The following is a 17503-nucleotide window of genomic DNA, read 5'->3' on the forward strand; positions in this document are numbered from 1 at the left end:
CCGTTTCAGTAGTCCCGAAAGAGCACGAGTCCCACCTGCTCGAGCATCGCGGCGCGGCGCGCGTGTGCGCTGGGATCATCCGGGCTCTGCCGGCCCCCCTGGCTCAATGCGTCGAGAGCCTCGTACCAGATACCCGACCCGGCAAACAGCCCGGCCACAGCGGCAGGCTCCACCTGGGCGACTCGAGATGCCAGCGCAGCATCATCAACACGCGAGATCGCACCGCGCGCAACCACGTCCGCCGAGCGTTTCTCTGGATTCGGCACCACGGCGACAAACCATTCGTAGTGTCTGCCCGACTCCAACTTCGCCTGGTGGTCGGCCAATGACAGCAGATGAAATCCCGCCCGGAACGGGCCCGGAAGCATGACATCGACCATCGGCTCGATCAGATCCGGATCGAGCAAGGTGAAGTTCACGGAGTGGGGAGTATCCGCAGATAGATGCCAGTAGAGGTTGGGCTGCGCCGCCAGCGTCAACGCCGCCTCGTCAATCTCGGGCACCAGGGTCTGGATGGTGACCTCTGTATTGAAACCTCGTGTGGCTCCGCCAATGCGAAAGGCTGGCGCACCGCGGCGGATACGCGGCACAAAGAACGGAGGAGCCGCATTCACTGGAGGGATCGCGGTCGCCTGTGGACTGGATTCGACCTCACCGCTTATCGCAACCCCTTCAACTGCGCGCTGAAGCTGCGCCTGGCTGGTCGATGCCAGCACAATGATGCTTGGCTTTTGCTGCTGGGCGGCCGCATCGGCCACACTCAAGGAGAGGGAAATTGTCGCAAGCACCGTGGCGACCAGTCCGACCTGCAGAACCCATCCGATTCTCGTCATTTGCTTGGTACTCCTGTCGCAAATTCGCGCGTTGAATTCCTCCCCGTACGAATCCCAATATCGGAACCACGCGCTCCGCCGGCAGTGAATTACTTCACAGCGGGTACATCTGTTTCGCCAGAGCCTCCCCTGATTCCGGAACATTTTACACTACTCACCGGCGCGATAGGAGTTTTACACCTCTGCAGGGCGCGAAACCCGATGCGTCAGCGCTTGCTCATATACATGTGTTCAAACTTCACGGTCTTGGGCTCCCACCTCCACTCGCGCGGGAGTTCCGCCGGCGCCCTCGCGGCCCTCGCTGCGGCGGCCTCGACCTGCGCGGCCTGGTGGCCCCTATACGCCTCCACGGCGACGGGCGTACCGAATGCCACGGCAACACCCAACGCCATGATGCCAGCGAGCTCGGCCGCGAAGCGCCTATCGATGTGGGGTCGGGGGGAGGCCGGGATTAGATTGTCGTAGTAGCTGTCGAGTTCGTGGAAGTAACTCATCGTGTTCTCCAATTTTTCGTTCGTTCTCTCGTTTCGTTGGCAACCCCTGTCGCCAACCACGAGAAGCATCATCGTTCCCCCCAACGATCTCTGCTGTGAAGCGCTTCACTGGGCGCGTAAATTTCTCAGAAAATTTTGGATGTGCTTCGTCATTATTCGATACGGCTGTGAAATTGCTGACTTTATTTCAGTGATTGGGGCTGAGGCTATGATCCGCCAGATGTCGTTCAAGCTCCCACTGGTTCTCTCAATTGTTGCCGCCGTATTCAAGGATCGTGCAGATCTCGTCGCCGAGAATATTGCGCTGCGCCACCAACTTTCGTGCTTCATTCACCGAGGACCTCGCCCCAGGCTTCGGCACGTCGATCGTGTCTTCTGAGTGCTGCTCTCTCGCTGCTGGGATGGTTGGAAGGAACGTCTGGTTATGGTGAAGCCGGCCACCGTTCTGGCCAGGCATCGCAAGGGGTTCCGGCTCTTCTGGCGTCAGCTCCGCCGAGTGATTCGGTCGCATGGGGCCTACTACCACGAAGACCGAACGCAGCTCGGACTGGAAAAGGATGCTCCAGAAAATCGACCGATCGAACCCCGAGAAATGGGTGAGGTCATCGCGATTTCGCGGGTCGGAGGGCTGCATCATCGCTACTCGCGCGAACTTCGAAGGGCTGCCTAGGCTGGATTTGGCTTAATGACGATGCACAACGTTCGAATGAGAGACGGTGTCACAGCACTGGTACAATTTATCGGCAATTTCGAGCGATTTGTCCAACGGGAATTTATCGGCGAGCGCGAAAAGGCCGCTTGAATTCTTTAATGTCTAAGCGGCCTCTTGTCCAAGTTATGCGGCAAATTCGAGCGCTTTATCGGCCGATCTCCAGGCAGGAACCGAAGACCGTCTCGCAGAGAGAGCCGACTCTCTGTCCCTATCCGAAATTTTTTTCCGACGCACACTGCGTGTATACTGCTGCAGTGCCTTGAAGACAGTATTAGCGAGACTCCTGAGCCAATCACCCCAAACTACAGGGGCGGACCGAGATCGAGCTTGCCCCTCAGACTGATGCACGCTGTCATGATACGGTTTCTGCTAATCGCCGGATTTCTCCTCCTCACCGCAAGCCCCGGTTCAGCCCAGGTCTTCGTCTCGCCAACTACGACCTACACCTTGTCCTTCACCGACGCCCTCGGAACTACGAAGATGGGACTCGCGTACGATGGAACGAACTACTGGACGGTCACCGGTGGATTTTCCTCTGGTGAACGTCTAGCGCAGTACGACACCAACGGGGCGCTGATTTCCAAATTCTCTCCCGGGCGAGACTTTCGCTCCATCTTCAGGAACCAGGCAGGTGAAGCGTTCTCTCGAAGTTACAACTCCCCTGCCATTGAAAAGCAGACGTCGCCCGGTGTCTTCAGTGCGCATGCGACTCTCGCAGCCAACTCACTCGACCCACAGTCTACTGTCGTCCTCAACGGTGCGGGAACCGAGTACATCGCTCACGGCCCCAGCACTGGAGGGTCGGGCGGTGGCACGATCAGTCGCTGGGATCTGAACGGAAACTCATTGGGAACGGTCTCACTGTCCGGTTACGGCAGCGTCGCCGGGGAGAACGATGTACCGAACAACGTCAGCCTGGCCGCAGTTGGCGATCTCTGGCTGACCTCGAGTGACGGCGTGCTCTCGGCCTGGAACAGCAGTGGCAACCGTCTCGACCAGACGGCCCTCGTCGATGCGGGAACTCTATTCGGTGACAAGTGGACCCTGAGCTACGCGAGGGGAATGGTTTGGCTGGTCAACGCCGACCAGTGGCAGGGCTACGACGTTTTTCCGGGACAGAATCCGTATCTGTTCGCCGCAGATGGCTCCGGCGGCAACCTCAGCAACCTGATGCTCTTGAACGCCTTAACGGGTTTGGTGGAGCAGGTGATTGGTCCCATTGGCTATTCCGTCACCGGGCTGGCACTGCATCCCTCCGGTGTACTCTTTGGTTCTACTTCCCTTGACGATCCTGTGTCACCGGGGCATCTCATTCGTATCAACCCGATCACCGGGGCGGGGACCCTGGTGGGAGACTTCGGACTTGCGGACCACACGATGGCCGACCTCACCGTGGCCTACACCGGCTCAGTCTTTGAGCTGAGGGGCTGGACCGAGTTCACTGCATCGGCATCCGCACCCAAGAACAGGCTCTTCCGTATCGACATGGAGACGGGCGCGGCCACCCAGCTCAGCGATTCGGGTTTGATCAACCCCGCCGGGGTGGGGCTGGCGACACAGCCGGACGAAACCCTCTTCTTCTCGGGTTATGGTGCGAACGGTCTCCTGCATACTCTTACCGTCGCCGGAGTCGCGACCAGCGTCGCCACCATTTCGGGATCGGGTCAGACCGGAAGTATCAACGCCATGAGCTCCTGGAAGAACGGAGCGCTAGTAGCTTCCGTCGAGCTCGCGGGCGCGAACCGAATGCTGATTTCGATCGGCTCCAACACCGCCGCGGCGACCCCGATTGGCAACACGGTGAATAACCTCGACGCGTTGGCCTTCTCGGCGTGCACGGTTCACGGAATTCCCAACTCCGGCTTCGGACCCGGCGTGGCGAGTTGGACCAGCGTCGGTGCCGTAGAGGCTGTTACCGAGGATTTTGGCGTACAGAGCCAAATCGGTGCTCACCTGGCATATTTGTCTACGGCCTCGCTTGGCGGTCCGGCTCCGGTGGACGCCGCAACCCTGGATAGCTTGGCGGGTGGACCGCTGTCATCCATCGCCACGGACACCGTGGTCGAAGGCTCGGCCATGCGGGTCGAATTCGAGACCCAGATGGCCGCAATTCTGTTTGTCCGCGGTCAATTTCTGACCAATGAGGGGACGCCGAGCTCGTTCAACGATTTTTCCTTCGTGAGTACCGGCACGGCGTCGCTGTTTTCCGACACGAACAACTCGTCATTCGACCCGTCCTACTTCACAACGTTCGCCGAACAAGGCGCAGGTTATTTCGAAGAGTTCTTACCCATCGGCAGCCACTTCGTGTCGCTAGGTGTCGCCGACGTAAGAGATGCGTCAGTCGACTCTGCTCTTCTGGTCGATCAGGTCGTGCTTCATCGTTCCTTCCTCGGCCACGTTGCCGGCACGGTCGAAGCATGCAACGTACTCAGTCGCGTACGGGCAATCGATTCGCCTGTCATCAACAACATCGACCTGGCCCAGACGACGCTCGTGCCCGTGGAGCTCACCGATTTGCCGGATCGACCGGCGGTTACCTTCACCATCACCCCCGCCAGTCTCGAGCCGCTGGTACGGATCGAATTCAGCGACTGCTTGGGAAACACGGGAGGCGCAACTTTCATCTCCAATCTCGACGTAGAGCGCGAGGAGGACGGCACGCGTTACTCCAAGGTCTACCACTATTTCCAATCGGCAGGGGAACGGGACGGTGAGGTCTGTGGCTACCAGATCAGTGGACTGCCCGGAGCCGTGGGGATTGTTGCAGTGACGATCGGGGGCGAGACTCGGATACCGGAGGCAGGCGCGGACCCTCCCATTGTCGTTTGCACCGGGGAGGAGTGCGGCGGACTTTTGGAGGATCCCGACAGGGCGGCGGCCAATTTCATTCCCGAAGAGGGCGGGGACTTCCGCTGGCTGGACGATGCCTCGCTCCACGGAAAGGGTATCTGCACCGGGCCGGACGAACAGGGCCCACCGATGACCGGCAACGGAGACATCGCCACCTACGAATACATCCTGGAAGCAGGCGCCACGGGCTGGGATTGCTGCACGTACCAGTGGACAGGCCTCGACGGCGTCGACTCCGAGGTGGGTTACGTCGTCTTCCAGCTCCCGGAAGGAAGCTTTCCGGTTACGCCCAACAATGATGCCGACGAACTTCTTGATCTCTGCGACGACGACGACGACAACGACGGGCTGCCCGACACCGCGGAGACTGGAACGGGAATCTACGTATCCCCCAGCGATACGGGCACGGATCCGCTGCTGTTCGACACTGACGGGGACGGCTACGGGGATTGGGAGGAGGTGCAGGCAGGCACGGACCCGAACGATTTCAACTCCCAGCCGGGCAGCCCAGAAGTGCCCGCGCTCTCGCGACCCCTCCAGTCATTGCTAGTGCTTCTACTGTTGGGCATTGGGTCTGTATTCATCCTTCCCGGCCTGCCCGACGGCCGATTTTCCCGACGCTCCTGATCAAGATCCCGTGATCCGAACCTTGCCGATGTCATTGGTTAAAATTGCGCTCGGCGTCGGGCTGCTTCTTCTTTATTCGACCTTTGCGCCCGCCGACGTGATCCGTGACGGCACACTCGGCCCCGGTGTCGAAGTCCAGCCCGTCGGTCCCGACTACCTGATCCCATCCACGATGGGTGAAATCGTGGGGGGCAGGAATCTATTCCACAGTTTCTCGGAGTTCAGCCTGGGCCTCGATGGCAATGGCGATCGTCAGAATGCCGAGTTCTCTGGCCCCGATTCGATCGAAAACCTGCTGATCCGAGTGACCGGAGACCAGCGCTCCGACCTGGATGGAAGGCTCCGCTCCACCATCTTCGGCGCGAATGTCTTCTTCATGAACCCGAACGGTGTGATATTCGGTCCCGACGCCACTCTCGATGTCAGGGGCACCTTCGCAGTCACTACGTCGGACTACCTGAGACTCGGAAGTCTCGCGGGGGGCGGGATCTTCCACGCCACGCAGCCCGAACTCTCGCTGCTGAGCTTCGAGGACCCGTCGGCCTATGGCTTCGTAGGAGCGCCGGAACCCATTGAAGTGCACGGGAGCCGGCTCGAAGCGCCCAGTATCAACATTACGGATCCAGAACAGCTTTTCGAAGGCGTGGCCTTCGTCGGCGGGGATCTGCTGTTCGAGGGACGAGGGGTGGGAGGGAGCCTCGCCTACCTGTCATCCCAGGTGGGGCAAATCGAGCTGGTAAGTGTCGCTTCGCCGGGCGAGGCACTCATCACCGAATCGGGCATTGAAGTGGACGGCTTCTCGGAGCTGGGCGACATCAAGATTGTCGACGACTTCGTGGTGAGCTCGGGCGGCGTGTCGCCTGGGGCTGGGCTCTTGAACTCGATCGTATTGGCCGGGGCCGGGGACATCAACGTCCGGGGCGGGAGCCTGCTCGTCGAGGATTCGGAGATCCGGGCATTTACCGGCGGTTCGCTGGCGGGGGGGACGGTCGACATCGACGTTACCGGGGATGTCGTGTTGCGACGGGTGGTGTCGGAGAATCGTGTCGGCATTGATACGCAAAATGGTGTTCAGACACCGTTCTTCTTCTTCGGCGGAACCGGCGCTGCCGGTGACGTGCTGATCGCGGCTCGCAACATCCTACTGGAGAACGGCGCCGTGATCTCCAGCGTGAGCAAGTCAGACGGCCCGGGCGGCGCCATCGAGCTGCGCGCCGAAGAGAGCATCGAGATTGTGGGCCGGGGGCCAGGCGGAATCCGCAGCGCGCTCTTCGTAAACGCCGAGGGAACACGAGAAGCCGGAAGCATCCTGCTGCAGGCGCCGCGTATCGAGCTCGCTGACGAAGCAGCGGTCGTGGCGGAGACCCGCAATGACGCGGGCGATGCCGGCGAGATCGTGGTGAATGCCCGGGAACTCATCCTCACTGGGAACGCGAGGATCGACAGCAGCACCCGCGGCACGGGGGACGGCGGAGAAATTTTCATCGGCCGAGACCAGCCTCTGGAACTTCTGCGCATTTCAGGCCGGACGTCGGATGAGGAGTTCTCCGGTATCACAGCTCTCTCCCAGCCAGGGGCGCAGGGGCCAGCCGGCAGTATCGACATCCGGGCCGACACCGTCGAGATCTTCGACGGGGGCGAGATCAGTAGCGGAAGCCTGAGCGATGCGCTGGCTGGAAGCGTGACGCTCGAGGTCGGTGACCTCGTACTCTCGAGCGGTACCATCGCGACATCGGCTCCCCTGTCCGATGGGGGCGACATCAACATCACCGCAAGTAACGGGGTGACGCTCCGAGACGGCAGTCGGATTTCAGCCAGTGTCGGAGGCGGCGAGGGCGGCAGCGTCACAATCAGCGAGCCCGAGTTCGTGTTGCTCCGCGACGCCAGCGTCGTCAGCGCAAGCGCAGCGACGTCACCGGGTACCGGTGGCCGCATCGAGTTCACCACCGGGGCGTTCTTCGCCGCGCCCGACAGTCAAGTTACCGCCTCGGCCCCCGGCGGCCCGGAGTTTCAGGGAACGGTGGAAATTACTTCCCCCGTCAACGATCTCGAGAGTCAGCTGAGTCCGCTGCAGACGAAGTTTTTGGATGCCGCCTCCAAGCTGCAGCCGACCTGCGCTGCTCGAACCGGCGCGGGCCCGGTGGGTACCTTCACGGTTTCAAGTCACCCCGGGCTGCCGGCCGCGCCGGACGGCCCGCTAATCGCGTTTGAGGACATCGGACCAATCGACGCGGATCTCCTCACGGCTGTCGCTGCGAAACATGAAACTGTGTCGGCTGCGAATCGCCTGTTGACAGCCGGTGCGCACGCCTTTCGGAGCGGCCACTTTGCGGAGGCGGAAGTCGAATACCTGCGCGCATCGGATCTTTATGCCGCGGTGGCGGAGCCGGCGGCGCGGGTCGCCGCCCTGCGCGGGCTGGCCCAGAGCCAACTGGCGAAAGGACGATACGCCGAATCCGCGAAGACCCTGAACGAAGCCGTGTCCGTCGCGAGAACCCAACGGAAGCCCATTTCGTTGGCGTCGCTTTACGGAAGTCTGGGCAACGCCTACCTAGCGCTCGGCCAGGTCGACAAGGCAGAGGAGTACCTGCGCAAAGCAATCGACTTCGCTCGCCAGAGTTCGGATCCGGGCCTCGCCCGGCTTCACAACAACCTGGGAAACCTCCACGCTACCCAGCAGCAACTCGAAGCAGCGCTGGCCGCGTACGGAAAGAGCGCGCGGTTGGCGGGGGAGGCACGGTGGCCTGAGGAGCAGGCTCGAGCACTCGCAAATGCCGCCCTCACTGCGCTAGAAGCGAGTCAGACGAGCCGAGCGTGGTCACTGATGGAGAGTGCCAGCACTCAGGCGGCGGAACTTTCCGCCAGTCACGCATCCGTTTCGATCTGGATTCAACTGGGCAGCTCCTACATGCGACTCGCCGACAGTTCGACCTCCCACCGCGAGGACGGCCTTCTCTCCGCTCACCGGGAACTCAGTCGGGCGGTTTCGCAAGCCAAGGAACTCGGTGATGACCGGGCGCTCAGCTACGCGCTGGGGTATCTGGGCTCCCTCTACCAACGTGAGAATCGAATCCGCGAGGCGCTCTACTTGACGCGCGAGGCCTTGCAAGTGGGAGAAAAAGCCGCGTCCGAGTCGGTCTACCGCTGGAACTACCAGGAAGGGGAGCTTCTCTGGGCCCTGGGCCGGCCCAATCAGGCACTGGCCTCCTATGGCCGAGCCGTGCGGATCCTCGAGAAGTCGCGACAGGAAACCCTGGCCCAATACGGCTCGCCGGTACTTCACTTCCGGCGGATGATGGCTCCAGCTTATATCACCTATACCGACGCATTGCTGCGCGCGTCGGACCTGACGACCGAATCAGCGGACAGGAAACGTCTCTGGATCGAGGCGCGGGCGACCATGGAGGCGTTCAAGGCGGCAGAACTCCGTGATTACTTCCGGGACATGTGCGTCGCCGATTTTGAGGCCCGGAAAGTCGATCTCGACCTGATATCCCGCGAGACGCGAGCCGCAGTGGTGTACCCGATCCTACTACCGGACCGACTGGAGCTTCTGGTGAGCCTGCCCTCGGGACTCGAACGCTTCACTGTTCCCGTAGACGCTATCGAACTCGCTGCGGTGGTGAAGGCCTACCGCCAGAAGCTGATGCTGCGTTGGTCGCGCTTCCCCGCGGAGGCGCATCAGCTCTACACCTGGCTCGTGCAGCCCTATGTCAACCTCCTGTCCGAGCAAGCTGTCGAGTCGCTGGTGTTCGTCCCGGATGGTGTCCTGCGCACGGTCCCCATGGCGGCTCTCCACGACGGCGAGGATTACCTGGTGCGGCGCTACGCAGTGAGCGTGGCCCCGGGACTCTCCTTGCTCGATCCAAAGGAGCACGATGCTGCGAACGCCAAGCTGCTTGCAGTCGGAGTGAGCGAGCCAGTGCAGGGCTTCCGGGCGCTTCCCGGCGCGGCGCGAGAGGTCGAGGCCCTCCACGAGATTTACGGCGGTCAGGTACTACTGAACGAGGCCTTCAATTCTGCACGGTTCGCGGATGAGCTGGAGTCGGGGGAACCTGCGCTGGTGCACCTGGCGTCCCACGCGGTCTTCACTGGCGACGCCGCGACGAGCTTCGTGCTCACCCATGACGGGCGCATAACGATGGAAGAAATTGCCCAGATCGTCGCCCCGACGAACTACAGGAGGCAACCCATCGAGCTGCTGACGCTCTCGGCATGCGAAACTGCGGCGGGGGACGAACGCGCCGCGCTGGGTCTCGCAGGCGTTGCGATCCGCTCCGGCGCGCGCAGTGCATTGGGGAGCCTGTGGGCCATCCAGGACGATGCCACGTATAAGTTGATGCTGAGTTTCTACCGAGAGCTGCGGGCCGGAAGCATCTCCAAGACTGAGGCGTTGCGGCGTGCCCAGCTGGAGCTATTGGACAGTCACCGCTTCTCCGCCCCCTACTACTGGTCGGCCTTCCTTCTCATTGGTAATTGGCAATGAGGCGCATGAATACGGCCATGAGATTCAGAACCCAACGCCGGTGGACGGGCGAAAGCCTGTGGATCGCCGCGTGGGTCCTCCTCTGCGCTTGGACTGCAAGCGCCCAGGACGTCCTGCCCGGGCAAGATCGTCCCGAACTCCCGAGTTACTCCGAGCCGGAACTCGAGTCGCAGGTTCTACAGTTGCCGCTGGTGCCTCGCTTCGAGCCGCCTCCTATAACTCCGGGAGACGTCCTGCCTCCCCTTCCGCTGGCCGAGGGCGAGGATACAGACGGGCTTCGGGGCGGCAGTCTCGTCACCCTGACCGAGATCCGCGTGTTGGGCAACACCGTACTGTTACAAGAAACCCTAGACACTGTGCGACGCCCATACCTGGGTCGGGAGCTTGGCTTCGAAGAGTTGCAGGAGCTGCGTGATGCACTCACCGCCGCCTACGTGGAGCGTGGTTATGTGACGTCCGGCGCAGTCGTGCGCAGCCAGTCTCTGACCGACGGTGTGCTCGAGGTGTGGATCATCGAGGGAAGGCTGACTGAAATTCAGGTCCACACCGACGGTCGATTGCATCGAAGCTACGTTGAGCGGCGCATTGCCAGTATGGCGGAGGCCATCGTAAACGTAAACGATCTCGAACGGCGACTGCGGGTGCTTCAGCAAGACGAACGCATCCAAGCCCTCGAGGCGTCACTGCTACCGGGCCAACAACGTGGGGAGGCAGTGCTTCGCGTGCGGGTCATCGAGGCGCGTCCGTACTACGCACGATTCCGCGGCAACAACTACAGCTCGCCCGTCATCGGCTCTGGCCGAGGCGAAATTCTCCTCGGATGGAACGATGTATCCGGCGGGGGGGACGCCATGCAGGTGGAATACAAAGGTGGAGTAGGGCTCCAGGACGTGCAGGTACGCTACGAGGTTCCGCTCAACGCCTACGACACCCGCTTCGGGCTACACCTGCGTCGCACCTGGACGGATGTAGTAGAGGCGCCCTTCGACGACTTCGGGATCAAGGGAGAGACAGCCACCTACGGGTTCAGTCTGAGGCACCCGTTCTATCGCACACCCGAGACCACGGTGGAGACTTTCTTGCGCGGAGAGTGGCGCCGTAGCAAGACCTTTCTTTTCGGCGAACCATTCTCCTTCGTGTCCGGGCCAGACGCCGGGGTCAGCAAGCTGGCGGTACTGCGCCTCGGAGGAAACTGGACCTGGCGCGCGGATGGTCATGTGCTGGCGGCGCGCAGCGTCTTCAACATCGGGCTGCCGATTTTCGGCGCTACTGATCACTCCGGCGACATTCCCGACGGGAAGTTTTTTTCGTGGCTAGGTCAGGTGCAATGGGCCGAGCGCCTACCGAACTTCTGGGACGTGCAAATCCTGGCGCGGGCGGACGTCCAGCTCTCGGACCGTCCCCTGTTGGGCATTGAACAGTTCGCGGTGGGTGGCCACGCTACCGTCCGCGGCTATCGCGAGAATCGACTCGTCAGGGACAATGGTCTGGTCGGCTCGCTCGAGATCCGGGTACCAGTGCCGTTTCCAAGCTGGGGGGGATGGCAGCCGCACTTCGCCTTGACTCCCTTCTTCGACGCCGGTTACTCGTGGAACACGGATCGAATGGAGATCGGCGCCACCACCCTTTTGAGCGCCGGCATCGGCGGCCGCCTCGCGATCAACGAGAACATCCTTGTCGACGTCAACTGGGGCAAGGCATTGAACGATGTGGAAACTGTCGGGGATGATCTCCAGGACAACGGTCTCCACATAGGTGCCAGCTATACCTGGTGAGCAGCCGAACACCTCACACCTGGGAATGATCGACGCCTGGCGCACCGTCGGTGAGATGGGACGCAAGCGGGGACTCAGTCGCTACGTCGAGAGAGCCGAACGACACCTGCGCGACTTGAGCAACTAGTCGTCCTGGCGGTGCGGGTCGGAAGTCTTCGAACTTGTCTCCGTATTCTTCGGGCCGCCCGCATCGGAGCAATTTACCAGGGATTCCGCGCAATTTGTCATACTGCGACTTATCGGCGGAATCTAAACATCAGCTTCTTTTTCCTATCCTCCGCGCGGGGCATCGAACCCCGAACCTAGTGGTTAAGAGCCACTTGCTCTGCCAATTGAGCTACGCGCCCGGCCGGACCTTAGAATGCTGGGGGAACCCCGGCAAGAGTCCTCGGGGTTTTCTCAAACGGGGGGACCACCGCGCGTGCACACTCGTTGCAGATCTGGACTACGAGCTGTCGGGATCGCCGAACCCGCCGCCGCCCGGGGTCTCGATCAAGAGTCGATCCCCCGGCTCGAGTGCGATTGAACACTTTGACGCGAGATCCTCTGGGCTTGCCCCGGCGCGGATGACTCGGTTGCGGCCACGCTTCCCAGGCGAGCCCCCCGCCATTCCGTACGGAGGATGAACTCTGCGCTCGGTCAACAGGCTCGCGCGCACCGGCGCAGTAAACTCGTAACAGCGTTCGATTCCATCGCCACCGCGGTAGCGCCCCGCCCCACCCGACTCTTTTCGCAGCGCAAACCGGACCAGGCGGACCGGGTAGCGATCTTCGAGAATCTCGGCGTCGGTAATGCGGGTGTTGGTCATGTGGGTGTGGACCGCGGAAGCTCCCGCAAAGCCCGGACCGGCACCCGCGCCGCCACCGATGGTTTCGTAGTAACCGAAGTGGCTGTCCCCGAACGTGACGTTGTTCATGGTGCCCTGACTCGCCGCCGCGATCCCGAGCGCACCCAGCAGGACATCGACCACGCGCTGAGAAGTCTCGACATTGCCCCCGACCACGGCCGAACCCTCAGGTGGATCCAGAATCGAGCCCTCGGGAATCACGATCTCCACCGGGTCAAGACAGCCTCCGTTGAGCGGAATTCGCTCGGCGACGAGCGACCGCAAGACATAGATCACGGCGGCGTGCACCACGGCGCGGGGCGCATTGAGATTGCCGGGCACAGCCGCTCCCGTGCCAGCAAAGTCGATTCGCATCCGCTCGCCGCGCACTTCGAGACTGACCTCGATCGGCGTCCCGTCATCCAAACGATCGGCAAAGCGATGCACGCCGTCGGGTAGCTTGCCGATCTCCCGCGCAACGCGGTCCGCGGCGGCGCGTTGCAACTGCGCCATGGTTTCAGCCACACCCCGGTAGCTCTGTTCGGCCACGAACTGCGCCAACAGATGCACCCCGGTTCGATTGGCCGCCACCATGGCCTCGAGGTCCGCCACGTTGTCGTCGGGTCGCCGTGCGGGATAGCGGGCCCCCGAGAGCGCAGCACGCAGGCGGGCTTCGTCGAAGACACCGCGCTTCACCAGGCGAAACGCACTGAGGACCACACCCTCTTGCTCGAGGGTCTGCGAGTCTGGTGGCATCGAGCCGGGGGTGGTGCCGCCGATGTCCGCGTGGTGCCCGCGGCTCGCAACGTAGAAACACGGAGTGCTGAGCGAGGACTCCGCCATGAAGATCGGCGTGACGACGGTAATGTCCGGCAGGTGCGATCCGCCTTCGAACGGGTCGTTGGTGACGATCACATCGCCGTCGTCGAGATTGGGGAAGCGCTCGCGAACGGCGCGCACCGTCTCTCCCATCGCGCCGAGATGAACCGGGATATGGGGAGCGTTGGCCACCAGCCCGCCCTGCCCGTCGAAGACCGCGCACGAATAGTCGAGGCGATCCTTGATGTTGGTCGAGACCGCAGTATTGCGGAGCGATGCCCCCATTTGTTCGGCGATCGACATGAAACGATTGCCGAAGACTTCGAGCCGCACCGGATCGACCACACTCCAATCGACCGTGGGCTCCCGCACCGGACGCGCCGCATCCCACAGCACCAGGACTCCGCCCGGGTCGACCCGCGCGCGAAAGTCCGCCTCGATGACGATCGTACCCGCGTCCTCGAGCACCAGGGCGGGGCCACTGATCTCGCAGCCGGGGGTGAGGGATTCGCGATCGTAGACGGGCGTCGCAACCCGGCCGAGACTCGGGAAGTACACCGACTCTTCGCGTCGAGGCTGGGGGGACGATGAAGTGGCGGCCCCGCTGATGTCCATGGCTGCGGATCTACTCTCGCTTGCGGCCCGACCGGACCGTTCACCACAGCGCACCCGGGCCGTCACCATTTCGATGCTGTGACCTTCGCGGATGTAGCCGAAGCGACGTTCGTGCTCTCCAGAAAACGCGGCGCGCCAGGCCCCGGCATCAGCTTGATCGGAGTCTCCGTTCGGATGTGGTTCGCGAATCGAGAGTGGAACGTCGGTCCCCTCGTAGCGCAGATCGAGCCAGCGTTCGCTGTGAAAGCCAGCGGAGTCGACACCCTCGGCAACCAGCGCCGCGCGCCCAGAAGCTTCGAGCGCAGCGAAGATGTCCAGCAGTTTGGATGCGAACCCTTCGCCATCCGGCGGCAGGGGCTCGCGGCCCACGTCGCGCTGGCCGTCCCAACTCGGCTCACACAAACCGATGCCATAGGCGGAGAGCAGACCTGCCAGGGGATGAAGAATCACTCGAGGGATCCCCAACAGGCGCGCAATCCCACAGACGTGCTGGCCGGCGGCGCCGCCAAAACCGATCAGCGCGTGGTCGCGCGGGTCGACTCCCCGAGCCACTGAGACCTGGGCGATGGCCTCGGCCATGTTGGCGTTGGCGATCTCGACATAGCCCGCCGCAATCTCGTCTGGTGTGCGGCAAGTTCCGGCCTTCTCGAACATCTCGCGCTGGCGCTCCAGCGCCTCGACCACCGGCGGCCGCTCGAGCGCAAAAGGAAAACGATCGGGCTGCACCCGGCCGAGGGCAAAGTTGATGTCGGTGAGCGCGAGTTCGCTGGCCACCGCATCCCCCCGATCATCACGGCGCCCGTAACACAGGGGACCCGGCCAAGCGCCCGCGCTTTCGGGGCCGACGCTGAGACTCAGCCCGTCAAAGCGACACAGTGACCCCCCACCTGCGGCCACGGTGTGGATGCGCATCATCGGCGCCTTCACGCGGATTCCGCCCACTTCGCTTTCGAAAGCCCGATCGACCTCCCCGTCTTCGATCAGGGAGACGTCGGTCGAAGTCCCGCCCATATCGAACGCAATCGCGTGGGACCAACCCGCGTTCATCGCAACCACCGAGGCCGCAACGGCACCACCGGCCGGTCCGCTGAGTAGCGCGTTGGGGCCGCGGAAACGGGCGGCGTCGGTGAGACCGCCCGACGATTGCATGAAGCGCAAGCGAGATCCCGGCAACGCACTGCAGAGCGCATCGACGTGGCGGCGCAACAGCGGGGTCAGGTAGGCGTCCGCGACCGTGGTCTCTCCCCGTGCGAGCAGACCGAGTTCGCGAGCAATTTCGTGGGACGTCACGACGTAATCGAAACCCGCGGCGGTGGCCAATTCGTGCAGCTTCCGTTCGAGGTCGGGATACGCGTAGGCGTGAATCATGACGATGGCCGCCGAGGTCATCCCCCCTGCCCTCGCACGTTCGAGGGTGCGCAGGGTTTCCGCGGGATCGAATGCTTCCAGCTCCTCGCCCGCTCGGCTGACGCGACCCGCGACTTCAACCTGCTCCGCGTGCAGAGGGTCGGGCCGTTGTATGTTCAGGTCGAACAGATGCGGTCGCTCCTGGGTCCCGATGCGAATCACATCACCGAGGCCCCGGTTTGCGATCAACAGGGTTGGCGCCCCACGGCGCTCGAGCAGCGCGTTGGTCGCGACCGTCGATCCGAGCTTGACCCGACAAGCGGGCAACGCATCCCCGGGCGCGATCACTCCCTGGGCTTCGAGGATGTGGCGGATCGCTTCGACCGGTGCCTGGTCGCTCGAGAGAAGTTTGGTGGGATGTAATTTGCCGTCGGGGGCGCGACCGATGCAGTCTGTAAACGTGCCCCCGCGATCGATCCAGAACTCCCAACCCGAATCGCTCACGAGCTCGGTTCTCGACCGCGACCTCTGCGTGCCAGGCGGTACAGGATGACTTGGTTGACTGCAGATTCGCCGAACAACTTTCCCAGCAGCAACGCCGTCCCGGCGTACACCGCGCCTCCGATTCCGAGTTGTCCCCACGCGCCCAGCGAGACTGGCACCTGTTCTGCGGCCAGGCCGCCGGCGACAGCAGCGACCAGCGCAACACTCAGTGAGCGCAGTACCGCTACGGCCAGTTTGGAAAGATCTGGGGCTCCAAAGCGCATCCGGGCCCAGACGAGAGTCACCAGCGCGTTGATCGAGATGGCCGCGGTCCCGGCCCAGGCCAGACCCGCTGCGCCCAGGCGCTGCCCGAGGGTGAAGTAGAGGGGCAGTGCGAGCAGGGCGACGCCTGTCCCCAGCAGCATCGGCCGCCACATTTCTTCCCGGGCATAGAAGGCCCGGACCCCGATCTGCTGGGCGACCCAACCCGGCACGGCCAGGCTCAAGATCGCGAGCAGAGCCCCGACCGGAAGCGTCGCCTCCTGGGTGAAGCGGCCGTATTGGTAGACGACCTGGACCAACGGCTGCGCGAAAACATGAAACCCGCCGGCGGCCAGGGCCGCGAGTCCGAGGCTGTTTGCGAGGGTGCGTTGAAGCGTGTCGTTGAGTTCATCTTCGCGGTGGTCGGCGTAGAATTTCGCGAGCAACGGCAGGGCCGCCGCGGCCACCGCCTGCCCGACCACGGCCACCGGAGCCATCATCAGCTTCCGCGCAAACCCGAGTTGGGCCACCGTTCCCATTGCCAACTGGGCACCGAAAAACTTCTCGTACCATTCGTCCACCGTGATCAGCGACACCCCGAGCATCAGCGGAAGTGCCAGGGACAGGTAGCTCTTGAAGTGGTCGGAAAACGGAGCGAAGCGGATGCGAAGCGGCTGCACCCGAATGATCTCGACCATGGGGATCAACCAGTTTCCGACAAAGGCTCCAACCAGGACTCCCCAGGCAAATCCTTCGACGCTGCCCGTGAGCAAGCCGCCCGCGATGGTGGCTCCGTTGTAGACAACGGGCGCGAGGGCCTGGGCGCCGAAGCGTCCGTGAGCCATCAGCACCGCGCGCAGCAACCCGCCGGTGAGAAAGAAAATCTGCGCGGGCAACACGATACGCGTGAGCTTTACCGTGAGTTCCTGCGTCTCGGGACCGTACTTGGGAAAGGCAAACGCGATGAGATCCGGCGCCGCAATCCACAAGAGCACGGTGGCGGCGACGGTCACCACACCGAGTGTGCCGAGGACGTTGGCCAGCAACGCCTCCCCGGCCTCGGCGCCGTCGCGTCTGCGCACTCGGTTGTAGAGCGGAATGAAGGCGATCGCGAGAGCGCCGCCAGCGAGTAGATAATTGAGAAGATCTGGAATTAGAAACGCGGTGTAGAAGGCGTCGGTGTCGCTCCCAACGCCCACTTGATAGGCGAGCGCGACTTCGCGCAGGTATCCGATGACCCGCGACAGCATGACGCTCGCGGCCAACAGCAGCGCCGCCGCACCCAGGCCGGAAGCACTCGCTTCTCCGAGGCCGCGTCCGCCACTACTCTGTTCTTTGTCCCGCCCCAGGTCGTTCACCACCCGATCCCCCT

The 17503-nt window shown here is 62.8% G+C and carries 8 protein-coding genes and 1 tRNA gene; 3 read left to right on the forward strand and 6 right to left on the reverse strand.

The window, feature by feature from the left end; translation table 11 throughout:
* Positions 1 to 5: 5 nt before the first annotated feature.
* The 3 genes from IH881_00795 to IH881_00805 form a co-directional block, all read right to left on the reverse strand.
* Positions 6 to 833 carry a DUF928 domain-containing protein gene (locus tag IH881_00795; protein ID MCH7866202.1) on the reverse strand — a complete coding sequence of 276 codons (828 nt, stop codon included), beginning with the start codon at positions 831 to 833 and terminating at the stop codon, positions 6 to 8.
* Positions 834 to 1039: 206 nt separating this feature from the next.
* Complete coding sequence (locus IH881_00800) at positions 1040 to 1327, reverse strand: hypothetical protein (GenBank protein ID MCH7866203.1); 288 nt, start codon at positions 1325 to 1327, stop codon at positions 1040 to 1042.
* A gap of 247 nt (positions 1328 to 1574) precedes the next feature.
* A complete protein-coding gene (locus tag IH881_00805) occupies positions 1575 to 1961 on the reverse strand; it encodes a hypothetical protein (protein MCH7866204.1) in 387 nt (128 codons plus the stop codon).
* A gap of 432 nt (positions 1962 to 2393) precedes the next feature.
* On the opposite strand from IH881_00805, the gene IH881_00810 reads away from it, so the two are divergent.
* The 3 genes from IH881_00810 to IH881_00820 are packed head-to-tail and all read left to right on the forward strand — an operon-like array spanning position 2394 to position 11780.
* A complete protein-coding gene (locus IH881_00810) occupies positions 2394 to 5519 on the forward strand; it encodes a hypothetical protein (protein ID MCH7866205.1) in 3126 nt (1041 codons plus the stop codon).
* A gap of 28 nt (positions 5520 to 5547) precedes the next feature.
* Complete coding sequence (locus IH881_00815) at positions 5548 to 10005, forward strand: CHAT domain-containing protein (protein ID MCH7866206.1); 4458 nt, start codon at positions 5548 to 5550, stop codon at positions 10003 to 10005.
* Between the two features lie 17 nt (positions 10006 to 10022).
* Positions 10023 to 11780, forward strand: coding sequence for a ShlB/FhaC/HecB family hemolysin secretion/activation protein (locus IH881_00820; GenBank protein MCH7866207.1), 1758 nt, complete (start codon positions 10023 to 10025; stop codon positions 11778 to 11780).
* Between the two features lie 276 nt (positions 11781 to 12056).
* Here IH881_00820 and IH881_00825 read toward each other — a convergent pair.
* The 3 genes from IH881_00825 to murJ form a co-directional block, all read right to left on the reverse strand.
* Positions 12057 to 12122 (reverse strand) — tRNA-Lys (locus IH881_00825).
* A 103-nt stretch (positions 12123 to 12225) separates the two neighbouring features.
* Positions 12226 to 15891 carry a hydantoinase B/oxoprolinase family protein gene (locus IH881_00830; GenBank protein ID MCH7866208.1) on the reverse strand — a complete coding sequence of 1222 codons (3666 nt, stop codon included), beginning with the start codon at positions 15889 to 15891 and terminating at the stop codon, positions 12226 to 12228.
* Positions 15888 to 17492: a murein biosynthesis integral membrane protein MurJ gene (gene murJ / locus IH881_00835; protein MCH7866209.1), complete on the reverse strand. Its 1605-nt coding sequence runs from the start codon at positions 17490 to 17492 to the stop codon at positions 15888 to 15890. Before murJ ends, IH881_00830 begins: the two co-directional genes overlap by 4 nt.
* Positions 17493 to 17503 lie beyond the last annotated feature (11 nt).

This window comes from Myxococcales bacterium (genome assembly GCA_022563535.1).
Classification (GTDB): domain Bacteria; phylum Myxococcota_A; class UBA9160; order UBA9160; family UBA4427; genus DUBZ01.